At 69.8% G+C, this 20,587-nt stretch carries 17 protein-coding genes and 2 tRNA genes; 7 read left to right on the forward strand and 12 right to left on the reverse strand.

Going from position 1 to position 20,587, the window contains the following annotated elements; translation table 11 throughout:
* Positions 1 to 103: 103 nt before the first annotated feature.
* Genes AC3E6M_RS12140 through AC3E6M_RS12160 form a run of 5 tightly spaced genes read right to left on the reverse strand, consistent with a single transcriptional unit; the run spans position 104 to position 4,044 of the window.
* Complete coding sequence (locus tag AC3E6M_RS12140) at positions 104 to 1,078, reverse strand: cyclase family protein (protein ID WP_138174750.1); 975 nt, start codon at positions 1,076 to 1,078, stop codon at positions 104 to 106.
* A complete protein-coding gene (locus tag AC3E6M_RS12145; protein WP_138174752.1) occupies positions 1,065 to 2,039 on the reverse strand; it encodes a LysR family transcriptional regulator in 975 nt (324 codons plus the stop codon). The genes AC3E6M_RS12140 and AC3E6M_RS12145 overlap by 14 nt, the downstream gene beginning before the upstream one ends.
* Before the next feature lie 9 nt (positions 2,040 to 2,048).
* Complete coding sequence (locus AC3E6M_RS12150; protein ID WP_490530041.1) at positions 2,049 to 2,537, reverse strand: HtaA domain-containing protein; 489 nt, start codon at positions 2,535 to 2,537, stop codon at positions 2,049 to 2,051.
* The gene (locus AC3E6M_RS12155; RefSeq protein ID WP_230005940.1) at positions 2,537 to 2,851 is read right to left on the reverse strand and encodes a 2Fe-2S iron-sulfur cluster-binding protein; all 315 of its coding nucleotides are present in this window, start codon (positions 2,849 to 2,851) and stop codon (positions 2,537 to 2,539) included. Before AC3E6M_RS12155 ends, AC3E6M_RS12150 begins: the two co-directional genes overlap by 1 nt.
* Entirely contained in the window at positions 2,848 to 4,044 is a 1,197-nt protein-coding gene (locus AC3E6M_RS12160; protein WP_490530042.1) for a cytochrome P450, read from the reverse strand. The genes AC3E6M_RS12155 and AC3E6M_RS12160 overlap by 4 nt, the downstream gene beginning before the upstream one ends.
* Before the next feature lie 316 nt (positions 4,045 to 4,360).
* On the opposite strand from AC3E6M_RS12160, the gene AC3E6M_RS12165 reads away from it, so the two are divergent.
* On the forward strand, positions 4,361 to 5,608 hold the full coding sequence (locus AC3E6M_RS12165; RefSeq protein ID WP_490530043.1) for an NAD(P)/FAD-dependent oxidoreductase: 1,248 nt from the start codon (positions 4,361 to 4,363) through the stop codon (positions 5,606 to 5,608).
* A gap of 71 nt (positions 5,609 to 5,679) precedes the next feature.
* Positions 5,680 to 5,976: an ArsR/SmtB family transcription factor gene (locus tag AC3E6M_RS12170; RefSeq protein ID WP_138174762.1), complete on the forward strand. Its 297-nt coding sequence runs from the start codon at positions 5,680 to 5,682 to the stop codon at positions 5,974 to 5,976.
* 174 nt (positions 5,977 to 6,150) lie between these two features.
* Here the strand turns inward: AC3E6M_RS12170 and AC3E6M_RS12175 are convergent.
* From AC3E6M_RS12175 to AC3E6M_RS12190, 4 genes are all read right to left on the reverse strand, one after another.
* Positions 6,151 to 6,224 (reverse strand) — tRNA-Met (locus AC3E6M_RS12175).
* Positions 6,225 to 6,255: 31 nt separating this feature from the next.
* A tRNA-Thr gene (locus tag AC3E6M_RS12180) sits at positions 6,256 to 6,327 on the reverse strand.
* A 65-nt stretch (positions 6,328 to 6,392) separates the two neighbouring features.
* The gene (locus AC3E6M_RS12185) at positions 6,393 to 7,769 is read right to left on the reverse strand and encodes a M23 family metallopeptidase (protein ID WP_490530044.1); all 1,377 of its coding nucleotides are present in this window, start codon (positions 7,767 to 7,769) and stop codon (positions 6,393 to 6,395) included.
* A 290-nt stretch (positions 7,770 to 8,059) separates the two neighbouring features.
* Positions 8,060 to 8,857, reverse strand: coding sequence for an inositol monophosphatase family protein (locus AC3E6M_RS12190; RefSeq protein WP_138174764.1), 798 nt, complete (start codon positions 8,855 to 8,857; stop codon positions 8,060 to 8,062).
* 61 nt (positions 8,858 to 8,918) lie between these two features.
* On the opposite strand from AC3E6M_RS12190, the gene AC3E6M_RS12195 reads away from it, so the two are divergent.
* A complete protein-coding gene (locus AC3E6M_RS12195) occupies positions 8,919 to 10,520 on the forward strand; it encodes a phytoene desaturase family protein (protein ID WP_490530045.1) in 1,602 nt (533 codons plus the stop codon).
* A 252-nt stretch (positions 10,521 to 10,772) separates the two neighbouring features.
* Entirely contained in the window at positions 10,773 to 12,485 is a 1,713-nt protein-coding gene (locus AC3E6M_RS12200) for an HNH endonuclease (protein WP_490530046.1), read from the forward strand.
* A gap of 149 nt (positions 12,486 to 12,634) precedes the next feature.
* Here the strand turns inward: AC3E6M_RS12200 and pdxR are convergent, their stop codons facing one another.
* Positions 12,635 to 14,083 (reverse strand): MocR-like pyridoxine biosynthesis transcription factor PdxR, encoded by a 1,449-nt coding sequence (gene pdxR / locus AC3E6M_RS12205; RefSeq protein ID WP_490530047.1) that lies wholly within the window; start codon positions 14,081 to 14,083, stop codon positions 12,635 to 12,637.
* Positions 14,084 to 14,165: 82 nt separating this feature from the next.
* On the opposite strand from pdxR, the gene AC3E6M_RS12210 reads away from it, so the two are divergent.
* Positions 14,166 to 14,840 (forward strand): pyridoxamine 5'-phosphate oxidase family protein, encoded by a 675-nt coding sequence (locus AC3E6M_RS12210; RefSeq protein WP_490530048.1) that lies wholly within the window; start codon positions 14,166 to 14,168, stop codon positions 14,838 to 14,840.
* Positions 14,841 to 15,065: 225 nt separating this feature from the next.
* Here the strand turns inward: AC3E6M_RS12210 and AC3E6M_RS12215 are convergent, their stop codons facing one another.
* Entirely contained in the window at positions 15,066 to 18,605 is a 3,540-nt protein-coding gene (locus AC3E6M_RS12215; RefSeq protein ID WP_490530049.1) for a bifunctional proline dehydrogenase/L-glutamate gamma-semialdehyde dehydrogenase, read from the reverse strand.
* A 100-nt stretch (positions 18,606 to 18,705) separates the two neighbouring features.
* On the opposite strand from AC3E6M_RS12215, the gene AC3E6M_RS12220 reads away from it, so the two are divergent.
* On the forward strand, positions 18,706 to 19,617 hold the full coding sequence (locus tag AC3E6M_RS12220; RefSeq protein WP_490530050.1) for a LysR family transcriptional regulator: 912 nt from the start codon (positions 18,706 to 18,708) through the stop codon (positions 19,615 to 19,617).
* On the opposite strand, the gene AC3E6M_RS12225 is transcribed toward AC3E6M_RS12220, so the two are convergent.
* The gene (locus tag AC3E6M_RS12225; protein ID WP_138175784.1) at positions 19,592 to 20,017 is read right to left on the reverse strand and encodes a MarR family transcriptional regulator; all 426 of its coding nucleotides are present in this window, start codon (positions 20,015 to 20,017) and stop codon (positions 19,592 to 19,594) included. The two genes, AC3E6M_RS12220 and AC3E6M_RS12225, sit on opposite strands and share 26 nt — an antisense overlap.
* A gap of 194 nt (positions 20,018 to 20,211) precedes the next feature.
* Here AC3E6M_RS12225 and AC3E6M_RS12230 point away from each other — a divergent pair, with 194 nt between their 5' ends.
* Positions 20,212 to 20,559, forward strand: a complete 348-nt coding sequence (locus AC3E6M_RS12230; protein ID WP_490530051.1) for a hypothetical protein — start codon at positions 20,212 to 20,214, stop codon at positions 20,557 to 20,559.
* Positions 20,560 to 20,587 lie beyond the last annotated feature (28 nt).

Here is a 20,587-nt window from a genome sequence, read left to right on the forward strand (position 1 = left end):
GGTGCTGCTCCTTGGGGTCGTCAATCGGTTGCGGCGAAGGTGCGTTCCGCGCCCGGCGGGCACGGCGAACGAAGCCCTCGGCGGGAGGGCGGGAGAAAGCGCGTCAGAGGACGGCGACGGGGTTGAGCGGACTCGAAGTGGCTCCGACGAACCGCCACGGCAAGGCGGTGAGAAGGAAGTCCCATTGCTGCTGCTCGGCACAGGCGCCGGCCAGCTCGGTCAGGTCGAGGTTGTCCATCAACCACAACCCCATGGCGACGAGACTCACCGCGTGGATGGGCCGGACGAAATCGAAGTCATCCACGGCCGAGGGTTGGACGTCGTGGGTGCCATCGGCACCCATCACGGCGATATCCCGCTCATGAAGGAAGGGCAGGCAGGATTCGCTCAGCCCCGCTTGCACCCCGTCGAGCGGACCGCGCTTGCCGTCGACGTACAGCGGACCCTCGGACGTGATCGCGGCCGCGTTGCCCGTGTGGATGAGGAGAGCATCACCGCTTCGAACCTCGACCCCCTGTCGCTTCTCTGCGGCGATCAAGTCGTCGGGGGTCACGGCGTAGCCCCGCTCCACGTGGGGGACGCCGAACAGTCCCGCGATATCGAGGAGAACTCCACGGGTGATGATTCCCCGAGAAGCATCCGCCACGGAGAGGTGCGCCGAGCCGACCACATCGTTCGACTCGCTCGCCGAGAAGCCGTTGTAGAACAAGCCGTCCCAGTAGTAGTGCCCCAGTCCATCGAGGTGCGCATTGCCCCCGTGAGGGCTGATGACGATCTCCTCTCCGACCGCATCCCACCTCGCGGTCCTCCCGAGGACGTGTTGCACCTCGCCGATCTTGGACTGCCGCTGGACGTTGGTCACGCCGGAGTGCAACGGATCGGGATGGGCGGAGTCGAGGTTGCGTGCCAGCGAGATAGCGGTACCCGTCCTGACCGCCTTCATGGCTTCGAGGCGCACCTCGGGGGTGATGAGGTTGAGGGTGCCGAATCGGTCGTCCGTTCCCCAACGGCCCCAGTTCGAGAGAGTGGAGAAGTACTCCTCGATCTGCTGCGTCCTCTCGAGTTCATTGAGGGTCATGTTCGCGTTCGCTTTCTCGCCGCTGTCCTTGCGGCAGTTGTGGTGAAGGGAAGATCTGATCCGGCGCCGTGGTCGCGGCCAGGTACTCGGCTCGGAGTTCCTCGATGAAGCTCTCGGCGGCATGCGACAGGCGCGCGCCCGCGAGCGAGAAGATGTGGAGCTCGCTGTACGGCGCGGCGAGTTCGAGTGAGACGGGAAGACGCACGAGCCCCTCTTCCGCGCGCATCAACGAACTGATCAGGATGGCGGAGGAGTTGCGCGCGATCTCGGCGAGAATCTCGTAGTTGTCGACCTGCATCGTCGTCGAGAAGAGGTAGCGGTCCCGTTCATTCCCCAGAGAGATGAGGTTTTCGTCCCAGGCGGTGCCGGAGATCCGCGGGAACGCGGAGAGATCGTTGCTCGACAAGGTCTCCCGGCCGGCGAGAGGGTGGCCCGGCCGGACGTAGAAATTGGGCCGGAACGTGGCGAAGACGCTCTGGCGCATCCGTGTCGGCCGGTACTTCAGGGGTGCCAAGCCGAGGTAGAACTCGATATCGCCGTCCAGGAGCAGACTCGTCATGAGGTCGGACGTCGTCGTGCAGACGCTGATCGCGAGGTTGGGTTCCGATCCCAGGCGCCGCTGCAAGAGCGTGGGCAGCAGGGCCGCTCCCAACATCGGGCCGATCCCCAACCGGAGGCGCCGGACGGGTCGTTCCGCCACCCCCGAGACGCTCGACTCGAGATCGTCCAACTGAGCGAGCAGGTCCTCTGCCCGCTCGTAGAGGTCGGTGCCGGCCAGGGTCAGGCTGACCCCCGTCTTACCCCGCTCCCTGTCGAGCAGTCGCGTTCCGAGGTGTTCTTCGAGCGCCTGAATGCTGCGAGACAGGGCGGATTGGGTCATATTCAGCTCTTGCGATGCGCGGGTGAAGTTACCCACGCGCACGAGAACCGAGAACTGGCGCAGCCGGTGCATGTCGATCATGGGGCGACCCTAGCCTCGGGTGGCCGCGGCGATCTCTGACGGCGGTTGAACGCCGACGAACCTCACCGGATCGAGGGGTGTGCCCGGGACGTACACCCCGTCGAACAGCCGCGCTCCGGAAGGTGCCAGTCGGGTTTCGAGCGTCCGGAACCCCCTCCCGTCGTCGCCGTCATCAGCGGAGTCGGTCTCCGTCAGAACGCACAGCGGAAGACGCGCGCGCGGCTGACTGCGGGACGTGGGATCGAGGATCGTGAGCACCCACCCTTCGCCCTCGCGCTCCACCCACGGGTCTTCGATCCGAAGCTCCAGCAAGCCGCTGTACGCCGACAGAGCGACGCGGCCCGAGAAACGCACGACCTCCCCTTCGTCCGCCAGCGGGAAGAAGAAGCCTGCGCCGTCGATCCGCGCACCGCCGTCGGCCGTTTCGCGACCGTCGTCGATGCCCGCGACGTAGTCCCGGAAGCTCCGCTTGAGCCCCCAGGTGAGGCCCCGCGTCATCACTCTTCTCCAGCGATACGGGCCCGCAGTCCGTGGAGGTCGGGACGGACGGTGATCTGACAGGCGAGACGGCTGCACTCGGTGGCACTGTCGACCATCTCGAGAAGATCGCGCTCCTCGTTCGATTGCGGGTCGACCCCGTGCGCCGCAGGGTCGATGAAGACATGACAGGTGCCGCAGGAGAGTTCGCCACCGCACTCGCCGACGATCTCGGGGATGTCGTTCTGCAGGGCGACGCGCATCAGCGACTCGCCGTCTTCCGCATCGACCTGACGCTCGGTACCGTCCGGAAGCACGTAGGTGATCGATGTCATCGTGCACCTGCCGGAGTGGGCGAGACGGCGGCGGGCGTGTAGCTCACCTTCATCGATGTGAAGCCGTTGACGCCGACGTCGGCGATCCAGGCCGGCTCCGCGTCGGACACGGGCTGGATGTCGGGGAAGGTCTCGAGAACCCGCGGGATGAGGGTCGCGAGCTCGAGTCGGGCGAGCGCCCGACCGAGGCAGAGGTGGATGCCGGCGCCGAAAGCGAGCGAATCGTTCGGCGTCCGCGTGATGTCGAAGGTGTGCGGATCGGGGAACGCTGTTTCGTCTTTGTTCGCCGAGGCAAGGAATCCGATGGCCCAATCGCCGGTCTTGATCCGCTTACCGTGGAAGTCGAAATCGCGCGTCGCCACGCGCAGACGGCTCTTCGTCGGGGTACCCCAGCGAAGGACCTCCTCGATGGCCGACTTCGTGAGACTGCGGTCCGCCATGAGCGCGATCCGCTGATCGGGGTTCGTCATGAATCCCCACAGGCCGACGGCAGCGGCGTTACGCGTCGTCTCGAGACCGCCCCCGATCATGGTGACGAACCACGTGCGCATCTCGTGAATGCTCAACGGGTCTCCATCGATCTGGAGCTGACCGATGATGGTCGCGAAGTCGTCCTGGGGGTTCTTCCTCCGCTCCAGCGCGAGGTCCTGGCAGTAGTCGATGAGCTTCTGCATGCCGAAGTTGGACGTTGCCACCGGGTCCCCGTCGATGACCCATCGAGGGTCGGCCGCCGCGAGCCACTGCCATGAGGCTTCCCGGAGGTAGGGCCAGTCGGATTCGGGAACCCCGAGCATCCGCAGGATCACCTTCACCGGCAGTTCCGCGGCGATGTCCTCGACGAGATCGCATTCGCCACGGTCGGCGACATCGGCGATGATCTCGTCGACGATGCTCGAGATCTCGCTTCCCAAGCGACCGATCGCGGGAACGCTGAAGTGCTTGTTGATCGGTGCGCGGTACACGTCGTGCATCGGGTTGTCGTTGGTGGCGATGTTGATATCCCACCCCTGAGCGTGGCGCTCTTCGGGCGTCCGGCGCTTCGGAGAGCGCGTGATGCGCGTATCCCACCTGTTGCTGAAGAGGTCGTCGCGGAGGAGGTACTCCTTCACGTGCTCGTACCGCGTGATACTCCAGTGGTTGCGACCGTAGAACTCGTTCTCGGTCCAGTGCACGGGATCTTCGTCGCGCATCATCTTGAACGTGTCGTGGTAATCGCGAGTCGTGTACCACTGGGGGTTCAGGTCTCGTTGTCGATCTTCTGCCAGTCGGTCATCATTGTCCTTCCGCAAACTGTCATCCCATGGTCACCGCAGCATTTCTGACCGTCCAATTCCGGTCTCTCGGCGCAAACATTCCTCACAGTCATGACCACCGACCCATGAGCCACGGGAATAACTCGCTCCCGACAGTCGCATTGGACGCGGCCGTACTCCCGATGTTGGGTAGGTGAACGCCGCGACAAGGTTGTTCGGAAACACCGGCCCGGTGCGCGGAGGAATGAGATTCGACGTGGGTCCGTCATACGACGTCTTGATCGTGGGAGCCGGCCAGGCCGGCGTGCAGGCTGCTGTATCGCTCCGGCAGGGAGGGTTCGGCGGAACCGTGTGCCTGCTGAGCGCCGAGAATCACCTTCCTTACGAGCGACCCCCGCTCTCGAAAGCCTTCCTACAGGGCGCCGCCGAGCCCGAGGAGTTCCTCCTGCGCAGCTCGGACGCGTTGGCGAAGAACTCGATCGATCTCCGACGGGGCCTCGCTGTCGAATCGGTGGATGCCGAGTCCCACTCCGTGATGCTCGAGGACGGGGAGTCCATCGAGTACGGCCGGCTGATCTGGGCTGCCGGCGGCCGAGCGAGGACGATCTCCCTGCCGGGTGCGGATCTGGACGGCGTGCTGTCCGTGCGCACGCTCGACGACGCCTCGAAGCTGCGGGACAGGATGGCGACCGCTCGGAATGCCGTCATCATCGGCGGCGGATACGTCGGTCTCGAGACCGCTGCCGCGCTGCGGAAACACGGCATCGCCGTCACTGTCGTGGAGGCACAGGAACGACTGCTCGCGCGAGTGACGTGCGCCGAGATCTCGCAGTTCTACGCGGATCTGCATCGGGCTCATGGAGCAACGGTCCTGCTGTCGAGCGGCGTCTCGCAGATCGTGGGCGACAACGGCCGCGTGCGCGCGGTCGAGGTGGTCGACGGCACGATGACCCCTGCGGATCTCGTCATCGTCGGGGTGGGACTGATTCCCAACGTCGAGCCGCTGGCTGTCGCCGGCGCGCGGGTGAGCAACGGGATCGACGTCGACGGCGACTTCCGCACGTCGCTTCCTGACGTGTTCGCGATCGGAGACTGCGCCAACTACGAGAGCGCCTATGCTCACGACCAGCGCGTGCGCCTGGAATCGGTGCCGAACGCGATCGAGCACGGAAAGGCCGTCGCCTCCGCGATCCTCGGGACGGAGCGGCCGAAGACGGCAGCACCGTGGTTCTGGTCTCACCAGTACGACGTGAAGTTGCAGACGGTCGGCCTCCAGGGTGGACACGATGAGGCCGTCCTCCGCGGCAGCGTCGACGATCCTTCGTTCAGCGTGATCTATCTCCGTGACAGCACGGTGATCGCCCTGGACTGTGTCAACTCGGTCGCCGATTTCGCGCAGGGAAAGCAACTGGTCAAGCAGGGAACCCGTGTGTCTTCGGCGGATCTTTCGGACACCGCTGTTCCGCTGAAGAATCACCTTCAGACGTCGGCCGTCGGGCAGTAAGCGGCTGTGACCACGCTCGAGACGGGGATCGGTGCGGCCGCCGGCTGCCGGCGAGCCGCGAGGGATGGGGTATGAGCGACCCCGAACGCCTGGCGCAGATCTTCACGGCTCTGGGTAACGGCATCCGGCTCGAGTTGATGTCGGAAGTCGCCGCAGCATCGAACGGCGAATCGCGATCGGTTTCCTCGCTCGCAGCGGCTCTGGAGATCTCCCGTTTCACGGCGTCTCACCACCTGGCCGTTCTGCGTTCGGCCCATCTCGTGGATGCACACCGGGACGGCCTGTCGCTCCGCCACCAGGTCAACGCATCGACGATGACGTGCATCGAGGATTGGTATCTTCCATTCGTCGACACCTCGGCGCGGTAAGACCGAGAGCTTTGCAGCGCTCCCGAGCGCACGGGCCATACGTCGTCGTTGTCCGCCGTGGCAGGACGAGATCCCGAAACGCTGCGGGTGTGCCTGCGCGCCTGCGATGACGAGGGCGACAATACGCCGACAGGTGGGTACCGTGGCGATGAGAGGGTTAGCCCGTCTGAGATGTAGCGGGAGCGGGGCTTGAACCCGCGACCTCACGATTATGAGTCGTGCGCTCTCACCAACTGAGCTACCCCGCCGCGCGGCATCCCCTGCGAGGGAGATGCTGTGAGCCCCGAGTCAGGATTGAACTGACGACCCCTTCCTTACCATGGAAGTGCTCTGCCACTGAGCTATCGGGGCGTACCCGGATCACTCCGGGCAACTAGAAGAGGATATCAGAGCGAAGGCGTCATCCTCGAATCGAGTCACCCGCCCGTGTGCTGCCGCAGCCACGGGAGCGGGTCGATCGGCGTCGTTCCGTTCTGCAGCAGCTCGAAGTGCGTGTGAGCGCCGAACGAGCGACCCGTGTTGCCGGTGCGGCCGAGGAACGTGCCGACCTTGACCTTCTGGCCCGGCGTGACCTGGAGCGAGCCGTACTGCATGTGCGCGTAGCGGCTCGAGATGAGCTGACCGTCGATCTCGTGGTCGATCAAGACGGTGACGCCGAACGCGTCGCCGCTCTCGGTGGCGATGCGGACCGTGCCGTCGGCGATCGCCTGCACCGGGGATCCCTCACCCGGGACGAAGTCGACGCCCTCGTGCATACGGCCGTCACGCATGCCGAAGCCGTACGTGATCGGCACGCCCACCGCGAAAGGCCACTGGATGGCGGCGGTGGGGTCGTTGACGAAGAAGTTGGAGAAGTTCGAGATGCCGGAGTCGGCGGCCATCTGCGCGTACGTCGCCGAGCTGTAGCCGTCGGCGCGGTCGACAACGCCGGCCTGCGCCTCCGCCGGGGCGACATAGGCCTGGACGGCCCCGCCGGACACATCGCCGCTCGCCGCGAGGCTGCGGGTCGACGTCTCGACGGATGCGACGCTCGCGGTGCCGCTCGCCGAGGCGAGAGCGCTGACCGGCATGGTCATCCCCACGGTCATCAGACCGACGAGACCCATGACGCCGACCGAGAACGACGCTGCGGCGATACGGCGACCGTTGCGGCGACGGGGACCGGCGCTCACCGGCAGTCCCTGCGTGACCGGACGCGTCGCCTGGGCGACGGGCGCGGGCGACTGCACGGCGGTCTCGCCCGTGAAGGCGAACAGGCGCGCGGCGGCCACGAACTCGTCGGACGTGGGATCAGCGGCATCCGGCTCGTCGACCACAGTTTCTTCGACCCGTGCGGCAGGCTCGGCGTCCTGGGCCACGGCCTCCGATGCCCCGACGGGGCGCGGGGTCTCGGCATCCACCGGACGACGGCGGCCACGACGCGTCACCGGAAGGGTGATCGGCGAGGTCGGCAGCGCCACCGGGGTGGTCGCCTCGGCCGCATCGGCGCTCTGCAGAATGACGGCCACCGCGTCGTCGGAGCGCTGCTCGTCGACGACGGTGACCTCGAGAGCCTCGGATGCCGGGGCCTCGGATGCCGGGGCCTCGGTCGTCGCGGTCTGCGACGCCGCGGGGGCGGCGGAGCTCGCAGCGGCACGAGACGAACGACGGCGGGGGGCGGGGAGAGTCGGTTCGATCGTGGCGGCGATCACGGTCTCGACGACAGCGGCGGCGACCTGCTCGATGATCTCAGGCTGAGACACTGCTTCGGCGTCGACCGGGGCCGGGTCAAGGGCGGCGGGCTCGGAGACCACGGGGGACTCATCGGCCACCACGACGGGGGCGGTGCGGCGACGCCTCTCAGCCCGCGTCAGCTCGGTTGCGGCGGGCGCGGTGGAGGGTCGACTGGATCGCCGAGTGCGGGCGGGATCAGTCTCGGGGGCTTCTGACGGCAACGCGCGGGGGCTCTCGTGTCGTGTCGCGAGCGCGACGGCTTCGGGCTTTCGGGGCTTTTGCCATTTCCGCTGATTCGGGTGAGCGAAAATAACGATCAGGTAAACACACTACCCCGGGACGTCTGAGAATGCCATGAACGCTCCGCGCTTCACTCCTCGGTCTCGAGCGCGTCCGCGAGGCGGTCGTAGAACCCGGGACCCGCGGCGATGACCATGCCCTTGCCGGGCCGACCGCCCGGCGAACCGCCCACCACTCCACCGGCTTCCTCCACGAGCAGCACACCCGCGGCGTGATCCCAGGGGTTGGTCCCCTTCTCGTAGTAGGCATCCACGCGTCCGGCAGCCACCGACGCCAGATCCAAGGATGCCGCGCCGATACGGCGGATGTCGCGGGCGACCGGCATGACGCGCGCGAGACGCTCCAGGGTCGGGGCGTGGGTGGCGGGGTCGTAGCCGAAGCCGGTCGCGACGAGACCCCCGGCGGGGCCGACCTCATCGTTGACGGCGAGACGCTCCTCCCCCAGCCAGGCGCCGCCGCCGCGAGTCGCGTGGAACATCTCGCCCGAGACCGGGTTGTAGACGACCCCGGCGATGGCGGTCCACTCGGCCGGATCGGCCGAGCCCTCGACGGCCGCGATGCTCACGGCCCACGCAGGGATGCCGTAGGCGTAGTTCACCGTGCCGTCGATCGGGTCGACGACCCAGGTCACACCGCTGGAGCTCTCGTGCGCATCGGACTCCTCACCGAAGAAACCGTCCTCCGGGCGCTCGCGTTCGAGTTCGGCGCGGATGAAGGCCTCGACCTCGCGGTCGGCGGCCGTCACGATGTCGGCTGCGACCGACTTCGTCGCGATCTCGACCCCCTCGCGGCGGCGGCGCGCGGCGAGATCCCCGGCTTCACGGGCGATGCGGGTGGCGATGTCGAGCAGATCTGCGGCGAGAGTCATGGCATCCACGCTACTGGTCCACCCCCTCTCGGGATCCGGGGACGATCGTTACCGTGGGCAGATGAGCGCCACCGAGTCCACTCGCTACGACGTCGTCATCGTCGGCGGGGGGCATAACGCCCTCGTCGCCGCGGCCTACCTCGCCCGCGCCGGTCGATCGGTGGTGATCCTGGAGAGACAGGATGCCGTCGGCGGCGCGGCCGTGTCGGAACGACCGTGGCCGGGGGTCGACGCGCGGCTGTCGCGGTACTCGTATCTCGTGAGCCTGCTGCCGCAGAAGATCATCGACGACCTCGGACTGCGCATCGATCTGCGCCGCCGGAGGTACTCCTCGTACACTCCCGATCCGTCCGACCCCACGCGCGGCATCCTGATCGACACCCAGGATGCCGAGGCGACCGCCGCCTCGTTCGCCCGGACACTCGGCGACACCGGTGAGGCCGAGAGGTTCGCCGCCTTCGGCGAGCGCTTGGCGCCGCTGGGGCGCGCCGTGTTCCCGACGATGACCGAGCCGCTGCCCACCGCCGACGAGATGCGCGAACGGGTCGGCGACGACGAGCTCTGGACGGCGCTGACCGAGCGACCGCTGGGCGACCTGCTGCGAGCATCGCTGCGCAGCGACATCGCCCGGGGCATTGCGCTGACCGACGGACTCATCGGCACGTTCGCGTCGGCGGACGACGCCTCCCTCGCACAGAACCGCTGCTTTCTGTACCACGTCATCGGCGGCGAGACCGGGCACTGGGACGTCCCGGTCGGCGGCATGGGAGCGGTGACCGCGGAACTCGAACGGGCCGCGCGCGAGGCGGGCGCCGACATCCGCACGGGCGTCGAGGTGACGTCGGTCTCACCGTCCGGTGAGGTGCACATCGTGACCGATCGCTCCGAGACCTACGTCGGAGAGGTCGTGCTCAGCGGAGTGGGACGAGCCGTTCTCGCGCGCCTGCTCACCGCCGGGGGGACCTCCACCGAAGCCCCCAAGACCGAGGGCGCGCAGGTCAAGGTCAACATGCTCCTGTCACGCCTGCCACGCTTGAAGGACACCTCGGTCGCCCTCGAGGCCGCCTTCGCGGGCACCTTCCACGTCAACGAGACCATGACGCAATTGGAGGCCGCCTACGTCGCGGCATCCGCGGGCCTCGTCCCCGATCCGCTGCCCGCCGAGATCTACTGCCACTCGCTCACGGACCCCTCCATCCTCGGCCCGGACCTGCGGGCGAGCGGAGCACAGACCCTCACTCTGTTCGGACTGCAGGTGCCGCACCGCCTGATCGACGGCGAGGATCCCGTTGCCGCGGGAGCCCGACTGCTCGCCGCCGCCCAGCGGTCGCTGGACTCCGTGCTCGCCGAACCCCTGCGGGACTGCATCGTCGAGGCCCCCGACGGGCGGCTGTGCATCGAAGCGCGCACCACCAGCGATCTCGAACGGTCGCTCGGCATGGTCGGCGGCGACATCTTCCACGGCGCACTGGCATGGCCGTGGCGCGAGGGCACTTCGGAGAGGGATGCCGCGTCGCTCGGCCCCGCGGAGCGCTGGGGCGTCGAGACGGGCCACGCGCGCGTGCTCATCTGCGGCTCGAGCGCGCGACGCGGAGGCGCCGTGAGCGGCATCGGCGGACAGAACGCCGCGATGGCGGCGCTGGAGATCCTCGGGGAAGGGTAGGGCCGGGGCGTCGGGAGCGTTCGGGGGCTTCGGGAGCGTTCGGGGGGCGTTCCGGGGCGGCGGGAGCGTTCGCGGGGCGGGGGCGTTCCAGGCGGAGTGGTGCCCGTTCCGGGGATGGGGCCCCGAGTCGTTCGGAGTGGGCGGGCCGGGAGGACGTAGAGCGGCGGGGATACCCGAACGGCAGGGGTGAACCTTGAGCGAGCGAGGGTGAAGGCACCTTCAACATTAGAACATTTGTTCTATTCTGAGTACATGTCTTCCCCTTCCGTCCCGGATCCCGGATCGCACTCCGCCGCGAGCGAAGACGATCGTCTGCGTGGGCTCGTCTCCGCGATCCGCGACGAGACCGCGCGAGCCGCTCACGTGCACGCGTCACTGATCCGCCTCCGCTCCGCAGCACTGGAGATCGCGCTGGATCAGGTTGCACGTTCGCGGTCGCGAGCGTCGCGGGAACGCGAGATGCCAGTCCGGTCGCTTGCGCTCGAGATCGCCGTCGCGACCCGCGCGCACGACCTGACGGTGCAGAAAGAACTCTCCGACGCGCACACGATGACGCAGAAATTCGGTGCGACCGTCGACGCACTGGCTCAAGGACGCATCGGGGCTCGGCACGCCGCGGCCATCCTCGAGACCGGCATCGTGCTCGACGACGACGCGACGCGCGCCGCGTGGGAGCAGGTCGTGCTCACGCACGCCGAGCGCGAGTCCCCCGGTCGGGTACGCGCGTTCGGCCGCGAACTCGCCGAGAGCGTGCACCCCGTCGGCATGACGCAACGTCATGCGCGGGCCGCCGCCTCCCGAGGCGTGAGTGTGCGCGACCTCGCCGACGGCATGGCAGAGCTTAGCGTCATCCTCCCCGCGACGGTGGCGTACGGCATCCGCGACCGCCTGCGCCGTCAGGCCGCGGCGATCCGGGCATCAATGAACGACGACGCGGCCGGAGCGAGCGCCGCGGCAGACGGGTCCCCCGGCGAGAGCGGCACGGGTGCGGACTCCACCAGCGCGCGTGGCACGGCCGCGGGCTCGACGGACGCGGGTGGCACGGCGGCGGACTCGACCGACGCGCGTGGCACAGCCGCGGGCTCGACGGACGCGGGTGGCACGGCGGCGGACTCGACCGACGCGCGTGGCACAGCCGCGGGCTCGGGCGACTCGGGTGGCGCGGCCGGAGCCGACGCAACGGAGGGATCGAGCGCCGCGGCCGGGGCGAGCGCGGCCACGGCCGCGGCGCGTGCGACCGGAGCCGGGCCACGCGCGACGGGAACCAGCGCAAGCGCAGCGAGCGCGGACGAAGCGCACTCGGCAGGACCCGCGCAGATCGCACCGATCGACGTGCACGCCGACGTCACGGACACGCGAACGCTCGCCCAGATCGGAGCCGATGTCTGCGCCGACCTGCTACTCACCGCGGCTCCCGCGATCGACCCCACCACCGACGAGACGTGTCCGGGTGGCCTGGGAGCGATCCGCGGGCATGTGCAGATCACGGTGCCGGTCTTGACGCTCCTCGGTCGCGCGGACGTCGGCGCGAGCATCGACGGTCGCACTCCGATCGACCCCGAGACCGCGCGGCAGATGACCGCCCACGCACCCGGGTGGGATCGCGTGCTCTGCGACCCCGTGACCGGCACGGTACTCGACGTCGACCGGTACTCCCCCACTGCGGCCCAACGCCGGTTCCTCGCGGCTCGCGATCGGCACTGCCGTGCGCCGGGCTGTCGGGCACCGATCACGCGGTGCCAGATCGACCACAATCACGAAGCCCAGAACGGTGGCCGCACGCGCCTGTGCAACCTGTGCCACCTCTGCGTTCGACACCACACGCTCAAGACCGAGAGCGAGTGGACCGTCCATCAAGACCCCGACGGCACGCTCCGCTTCCAAAGCCCTCTCGGCTACGAGCACCGCGAGAAACTGCCGGCCCGGGTGCTGTTCGTACCGGACGCGGACCCGCCCCCGTTCTGAGACCACGTCCGGCGGACCCAGCTGAGGCGAACACCCCCGTTCTGAGACCACGTCCGGCGCACACACCTGAGGCGGACACCGCCGTTCTGGACACCGCCGTTCTGGACACCGCCGTTCTGGACCCCCGTGCCCACACGATCGCCCCGCAGTCACCGCCCCGTCATGACACCGGCTGACCAGTCGCTCTCGCGCAGAACTTCCGCCACGACCGCAACGCCCCGCGCGAGTTCGAGCGTTGTCGGCTCGGCGTACCCCAGGACGATGCCGGCCGGCAGATCGGACGGCGCTCCGGGAACGGCATAGTCAGCGAGACCCGCCACCCACACTCCGCGTGCAGCGACGGAAGCGACCAGCGCCGCCTCGACCTCCGCCCGCGCGGTCCCCGGGACATTCGACAGCAGCGCCACCGCATGCAGCCCGCCGTTCATCGCCGTCAGCTCCACTCCAGCGATCGACCCGAGGGCCTCGAGCACGAGCTTCCGGCGGTGATGGTAGTCGCGGCGCCGCCGCGCGGTGTGACGCGCGAGCGAACCGTCGGCGAGATACAGAGCCAAAGCGTGCTGCACGACCATCGAGACCGGCAGGTCGAGGTCGGCGCGCGCGGCGCGGAGGCGGTCGCCGACCGTTCCCGAGGCGACGATCCACCCGCACCGCAGCGCGGGGCTCAGCACCTTCGACAGGCTGCCGATCAGCACGACTCCCTCGGGGTCGACCAGCCGGAGCGGTGGCAGCGGAGCACGCCCATGGGGGAACTCGCTGTCGTAGTCGTCTTCGATGAGGACCGTGCCGGTTCGCCGCGCCCAGGCCGACAAACGCGCTCGGGCAGCGGCATCCAGTCGACTGCCGAGGGGATAGTGGTGATGCGGGGTGACGATGAGCGCGTCGAGATCATCGTGTCGCTCCACGGCATCCAGGTCGAGCCCGACGCCGGGGGCCACCGAGACGGGAACGGTCTCGACGCCGACACGGGCGAGGATCGTCCGCACGCGCGGATACCCGGGGTTCTCGACGCCGAACCGGCGCGGACCTCCGGTCCGCCGCGGGGCGAGGGCGAGAGTCGTCAACAGCATCGCGTCACTCGTCCCCGCCGTCACGATCACCTCCCCCGGATCGACCGTCAGACCCCGGGTACGTCCGAGGTGTCGTGCGACTTCTCGCCGGAACTCCGGCACTCCCATCGCATCGTCGACATCGGCCGCCGGGTCGAGCGCCCCCGCACGACGCCAGGCCGAACGCCACGCGGCATCGGCGAGCCCCCGCGTTCCCGGACGCCCGGGGCGAAGGTCGATCGCGTCCGACGCCGCGCGGGCGGGCGGACGCGGCGCGGCCGGCTCACCGGCATCGGGATGCCGCGGCAACACCGCCACCGCGGTGCGCGCTCCGGCCCGCGCGACGAGGTAGCCCTCGCCCACCAGCGTCTCGTAGGCGGCCACGACGGTACCGCGTGCGACACCGAGGTCGACCGCCAGCGCGCGCGATGACGGCACCGGATCGCCCGCGGCGAGCCGCCCCTCGACGATGGCACGCCGAAGCCCCTGCGTGAGCTGGACGTGCAGCGGCACGGGCGACGAACGATCCAGGATGCCGGACGAGATCACGGCCGCCAGTCTGTCACTGGTCCATACGATCGGGCGAGAATCGGCCTAGGAATCGGTCCGCCTAGGCGGCTGGGATCGAGACATGACCGACCTGCCGCTCACTCCCCTCACCCGCGTCCGGCGCCTGCCGCACCACCAGGTCACCGACCGCGCCGCGCTGTACGACGTTCTCGACGGCGCCCTGGCAGCAACTCTCGCGATCGTGCGCGACGGTCGCCCCGTCGCTCTTCCGGTCGGGATCGGCCGCGACGGCGACGACGTTCTCGTGCACGGGTCCAGCGGCAGTGACTTCTTCCGGCGGATCGCCGCGGGCACGCCCGTCTGCCTCACCGTCACCCAGTTGCTCGGGCTGAAGTACGCCCGCTCCCTGTTCGACAGCTCGATGCGCTACCGCTGCGCCGTGGTCCACGGGGTGGCATCAGTTGTGCCTGCGGAGGAGAAGGAGGACGCGCTGCTCGTGCTCTCGGAGCACCTCATGCCGGGGCGCTCGGCCGACGTGCGCCCCATGACGGCACGCGAACTGGCCGCGACCCTGGTGCTGCGGATTCCGCTGTCGGAGGCCAGCGTGAAGGACAACGCCGGGTCCCTCGTCGAGGTGGACGACGACGGCGAGGACCGCGCCGTGTGGGCCGGCGAACTGCCGCTGCGCGTCATCGCCGGCGACCCCGTGACGTCGGCGCAGACCGTTCCCGGAACGGCGGTCCCGGACTCCGTGCGCCGTGCCGCCGCGCGCGTGACGGCGACCGGCACGGCCTGACCGGCGGTCGGGCCTGACCGGCGGCACGGCGGAGCGGTCTGACCCGCGGCATGCCCTGACCGGCGGACCGGCGGGGTGACGGCGCGGCTTGACCCGTGGCATGCCCTGACCGGCGGACCGGCGGGGCGACGACGCGGCCTGCCCCACGGCACGGCTCGACCGGCGGCACGGCGGTACGGCCACACGGCTGCACGGCTGCACGGCCGCGCCAGGAGCCTCGCCGAATCAGCTCGTGACGAGCGGGGGCACGACATACCGACGGACCGTGCCGAAGCGGTGCGCCGTGATCGACACCGCCTGCTCGCGCAGGAACGGCAGCAACTCGACCTCGCCGGCGCGCGTCGGCTCCCCGGCGTACAGCGCCACCGCGGGCGAGCCGGACGTGACCTGGGCGAACCGTTCAGCCGAGCCGCCCAACAGGCGCACACGGCCACCGGTTCGCGCGAGTCGCGACGCCCGCCGCCCCCATGCCGCAGCGTCTTCGACGGCGTGCGCGACGCCCGCGCCCTCGAGCCACGCCCGCACCGCGGGGGTGAGCTCGCGGTCGACGCTCACCGTGACGGCGGATCCGGCGCGCAGCCCCGCGGCCACGACCCGCACCAGGGCGACGTCGCGCGCGTCCTCGAGCCGCACCGTCACCGGGACCGCGGCGTACCGCAGCACGTTCTGTTCGGACTCCAGCCCCGTCACGTCGCGCGCACGCGAGAACTCCGTCGCCCAGGCCGCGGCATCCGAGGCGAGGGCGGATGCCAACCACCGGCGATCCTCCGCCGGGACCGCCGCCGACGCGGGACCGGCGAGCGCGTCCACTCCGCGCGGCGCGACGGGCTCGGCATCCGAGGCGAGGGCGGATGCCGCCCGCGGGCGACCCTCCGCCGGGACCGCCGCCGACACCGGACCGGCGAGCGCACCCACTCCACGCGGCACACGGGGCTCGGCATCCGTCCATGACCCGAACCCGAAGAGGTAGTGCGGACCGCCGGCCTTGGTGCCGGCGCCGACGGCGGACTTCTTCCACCCGCCGAACGGCTGCCGCTGCACGATCGCCCCGGTCGTGCCGCGGTTGACGTAGACGTTGCCGGCCTCGATGCGCGCGAGCCAGCGCTGGATCTCGGCCTCGTCGAGGGCGTGGAGACCCGAGGTCAGGCCGTAGTCGATCGCGTTCACCATGTCGATCGCCTCGTCGAGGGTCTCTGCCGTCATGACGCCGAGCACCGGACCGAAGTACTCGGTGCGGTGGAACTCGCTGCCCGGCTGGACGCCCTCCCGGATGCCGGGACGCCACAGCCGCGCGTCCTCGTCGAGGCGGCGTGGCTCGACGATCCAGCGTTGGCCCGGCTCGAGCGTCGTGAGCGCCCGCAGGAGCTTGCCCTGCGCGGGCTCGATGAGCGGTCCGACGCGCGCGGCGTCGTCCCACGGCATCCCGACCTCCAGCGAGCTGACGGCGTCGACGAGCTGATCGCGGAAGCGTCGCGAGGTGGCGACGGAGCCGACGAGGACGACGAGCGACGCCGCCGAGCACTTCTGGCCGGCGTGGCCGAAGGCCGACAGCGCGACGTCCTTCGCGGCGAGATCGAGGTCGGCCGACGGCGTGACGATGACGGCGTTCTTGCCGCTGGTCTCGGCCAGGAGCGGGAGGTCGGCTCGGAACGAGCGGAACAGCTCCGCCGTCTCGTACGCGCCGGTCAGCACGACCCGCTCCACGGCGGGGTGGGTGAGCAGCTCGCGACCGAGGTCGCTCTCGGCGACCTGCACGAGCGTCAAGACGTCGCGCGGGACGCCGGCCGCCCACAGCGCCTCGACCATGACCGCCCCGGAGCGCTCGGCCAGGGCCGCCGGCTTGATGACCACCGACGATCCCGCGGCGAGCGCCGCCAGGGTCGACCCCGCCGGAATGGCGACGGGGAAGTTCCACGGCGGAGTGACGACGGTGAGGCCGACGGGCGTGAAGTGCGCGCCGTGCACGCGGTCGAGGTGCCGCGCCTGCTCGGCATAGTAGTGCGCGAAGTCGATCGCCTCGGAGACCTCGGGGTCGCTCTGCTCGACGACCTTGCCGCACTCGGCTCCCATGACCTCGATGAGCTCCGCGCGGCGGGCTTCGAGCGCGTCGCCGGCCCGGTGCAGAATCTCGGCGCGCCCGTCGGCACCGAGGTCGCGCCACGCGACGGCGGCGGCCGCGGCATCCCGGATCCGCTCGTCGAGCACTGCCGCGTCGGTCACGGTGTGCGCCGCGATCGTCTCGGCACCGAGGGTCGACGCGGCCATCCGCGACACGATGCCCGCGGCCCACGCGCGGTTCGCGGCGATCGCGGGGTCGGAGTCGGGCGTATTGCGGAATCCGGTGCGCGGGGCGGGGGCGGGCGCCGCGGTGCGGTCCTGCACGCGGTGCGACGCCGGCACCTCGGTCGGCATGTCGGCGAGCGAGGCGAGGAACCGGTCGCGCTCGCGCGCGAACAGCGCTTCGTGGGTGCCGAGGTCGAAGACGGCGGACATGAAGTTCTCGCTCGATGCTCCCTCCTCGAGGCGACGGATCAAGTACGCGATCGCGACGTCGAACTCCTGCGGGTGCACCACCGGGGTGTAGAGCAGGATCGACCCGACCGTGCGCCGCACGACGGCCTGCTGCGCGGTGGCCATGCCCAGCAGCATCTCGATCTCGATGCCGCCGGTCACGCCGCGACGCTGGGCGAGCAGCCACGCCAGAGCGATGTCGAACAGGTTGTGCCCCGCCACGCCGATGCGCACGTTCGCCGTGCGCTCGGGCCGCAGGGCGTAGTCGAGGACCGCCTTGTACGAGGCATCCGTCGCCTGCTTGGACGGCCAGGTCGCCAGCGGCCAGTCGTGGACGTCCGCGTCGACGCGCTCCATCGGCAGATTCGCGCCCTTCACGACGCGCACTTTGATGGGCGCACCCCCGGATGCCACCCGCGCGGCGGCCCACTCCTGCAGCCGGATCATCGCGGCGAGGGCGTCGGGCAGGTAGGCCTGCAGCACGATGCCGGCCTCGACGCCGTGGAACTCCGGCTGAGCGAGGAGTGTCTCGAACACCGCGAGGGTCAGATCGAGGTCTTTGAACTCCTCCATGTCGAGATTGAGGAAAGTGCCGGTCTCCTTCGCGACGCGGTAGAGCGGCCGCAAGGCCGAGACGGCGTCCGCGACGGCGGCGTCGAATGCCCACGGCGTGTGCGGCGCGACGGTCGACGAGACCTTGATCGAGACGTAGTCGACGTCGTCGCGGGCGAGCAGACGACGCGTCCCCTCGAGACGCCGGGCCGCCTCCTTCCTCCCGAGGATCGCCTCGCCCAGCAGGTTCACGTTCAGGCGGATGCCCTCGCCGCGCCCCCGGATCGCGGCGATGGCGGCGCCGAGCCGACGATCGCTGGCGTCGACGATGAGGTGGCGCACCATCGACCTCAGCGCGGTCCGCGCGGCGGGGACCACCACGCGCGGCAGAATCGGCGCGGTCAGGGCACCCAGACGGATCGCCGCCTTCAAGTGAAGCGGCAGGAAGTCCGGCACCAGCGGCGCGAGGCGGGAGAGGTTGCCGGCGGCGACCCGCAGGTCGTCGGGACGGACGACGCCGTCGACGAACCCGACGGTGAACGCTAAACCGTCGGGGTCGCGCAGCACACCGGCCAGCCGCGTGGCGGCCGCGTCGACCGGCTCGGAGCGGCTCTCGACGAGCCAGCGGCGGACTAGGGCGACGGCGTCGTCGGCCAGGTCGGCCGGGGCGACATCAGTGGGGACGACATCGGTGAGCGACATGCGGATCCTTCCTCGGATGCCCTCAGTGTGCGACCGACGTACGATCGGCAAAAGCGATGATTTTCGAACGGTATCGGTCGATTGCAACGAAGGGTCTGGAATGTTCGATCTCCGCCGACTGCGCCTGTTGCACGAATTGTCGATGCGCGGCACCCTCGCCGCCGTGGCCGAGGCGCTCTCGTTCAGCCCCTCGACGATCTCGCAGCAGCTGGCCCAGCTCGAGCGCGACGCGGGAGTCCCCCTGCTCGAACCCGACGGTCGCCGGGTCCGGCTGACCGCCCAGGGAGAGGCGCTCGCGGCGCACGCGGCCCGCATGCTCGCCGCGGACGAGGCGGCGCGCGCCGAGCTCGAGCTGCTGCAGCCGTCCATGGCGCCCGTCCGCCTCGCGGTGATGCAGTCCGCCGCGCACGGTCTCGTGCCGCGCACCCTCGACGTCCTCACCGAGACCGAGCCGCGACTGCGCGTGGAGATCGCCGAGCTCGCCCCGGAAGAAGGCTTGTTCGAAGTCGCCGCACGCGGCTTCGACCTGGCCGTGGCCGAGCAGTACCCCGGCCACACGCGCGAACAACGCGCGCTTCTGGAGCGCCGCACGCTGGGCCGGGATGCCATCCGCCTCGCCGTCGCGCGAGGCGACGGCGCCGCGGCGCTCACCGATCTGCGCGACCGCCCGTGGGTGATGGAGCCCGAGGGCACCGCCGCGCGCCAGTGGGCCACGCAGCAATGCCGCGCCGCCGGCTTCGAGCCCGACGTCCGGTTCGAGCTCGCCGATCTCACCGCACACGTCCGTCTCGTGGCATCCGGTCACGCGGTCGGGATGATCCCCGCGCTCGTCTTCGGGGGAGACGAGCCCGCGACTCGCTCGATCGATCTGCCCGGACATCCGCGCCGCGAGATCTTCACCGCGGTGCGCCGCGGCACGGCGGATCGGCCCGGCATCCGCGCCGTCCTGGCCGCGCTGCAGGCGGCATTCGACCGCGGACCCGGGGTCAGCGCAGCGTCGTCGTCCGGATGATGCGGTGCAGTGTCTCGGCGAACGCGTCGGCGACGTCCGCGGGCTCGGCCCGCACAGCGGCATCCAGGTCGCGGGACGCGCGGCCCAGCTCGGACCAGGGTTCGGCGTCGAGGTCGACGTCGAGATGGATGTGGTTGACCCGCCGGTCCTCCGCGTCGAGTTCGCGGCGGAGCAGCCCGCGTTCGACGAGGCGATCGACGAGTGTCGTGACTCCCGCGGATGTCACGCTCAGATGGTCGCGCAGCTGGGAGGGACGGATGCCGGGGTGCTCCCGAATGCGCAGCAGCGCGCGCACCTCCGTCTCGCTGACGCGCAGTTCGGCCCGAGTCGCGGCCTCGACGGATCGCCGGGACTCGACGTAGGCGTCGAGCGCCGAAGAGAGCAGAGGTCGTGGGGGCATGACCCCACCCTACTTAGGACGCTGAATAGTTCGTATCGTTAGTTACTGCGCCGAGATGGTGCTACCTTCAGCCCTGGTGATTCTCGCGATCGAACGAGGTCTTGTCTTCCGGATCATTAGCACACGTCTCGCTGCGCCCCGGTGCCCGCGATAATGGCGGAAGCGCGATCCCCGCGCCCGAGACGGAGTGTGCCGTGCCCGTACGTGACCTACTCGATCTGCAGCTCCTCGAGCAGTGGGTCGACGAGTTCCGCAACCTGGGATACCTCACCGGGAGCGACATCCGCGTTCTCGAGCAGCAGGACGACACCGTCATCCATCGTGGCCTGATCGTCGTCGACCTCAGCGAGGCTGCGACCATCACCTATCTCCAGCCGATCGCCGACAGTGACGGACGTTGGAAGGCGACGATGGAAGCGCGCGACACGACGATCGAGCTCACCGCCGTCGAGATCGTCAACCTCGGCAACGAGCTCAACGTGCTCGGGGCGCTCGTGACCTTCCTCGAAGTGAAATCCCGGGAACTGCTCCACAGCTGCTGAGGGCTGGGCGGCACATCCGCTACGGCGC

The sequence above is a fragment of the Microbacterium sp. SCPM-O-B-15248 (M128) genome, from assembly GCF_058214835.1.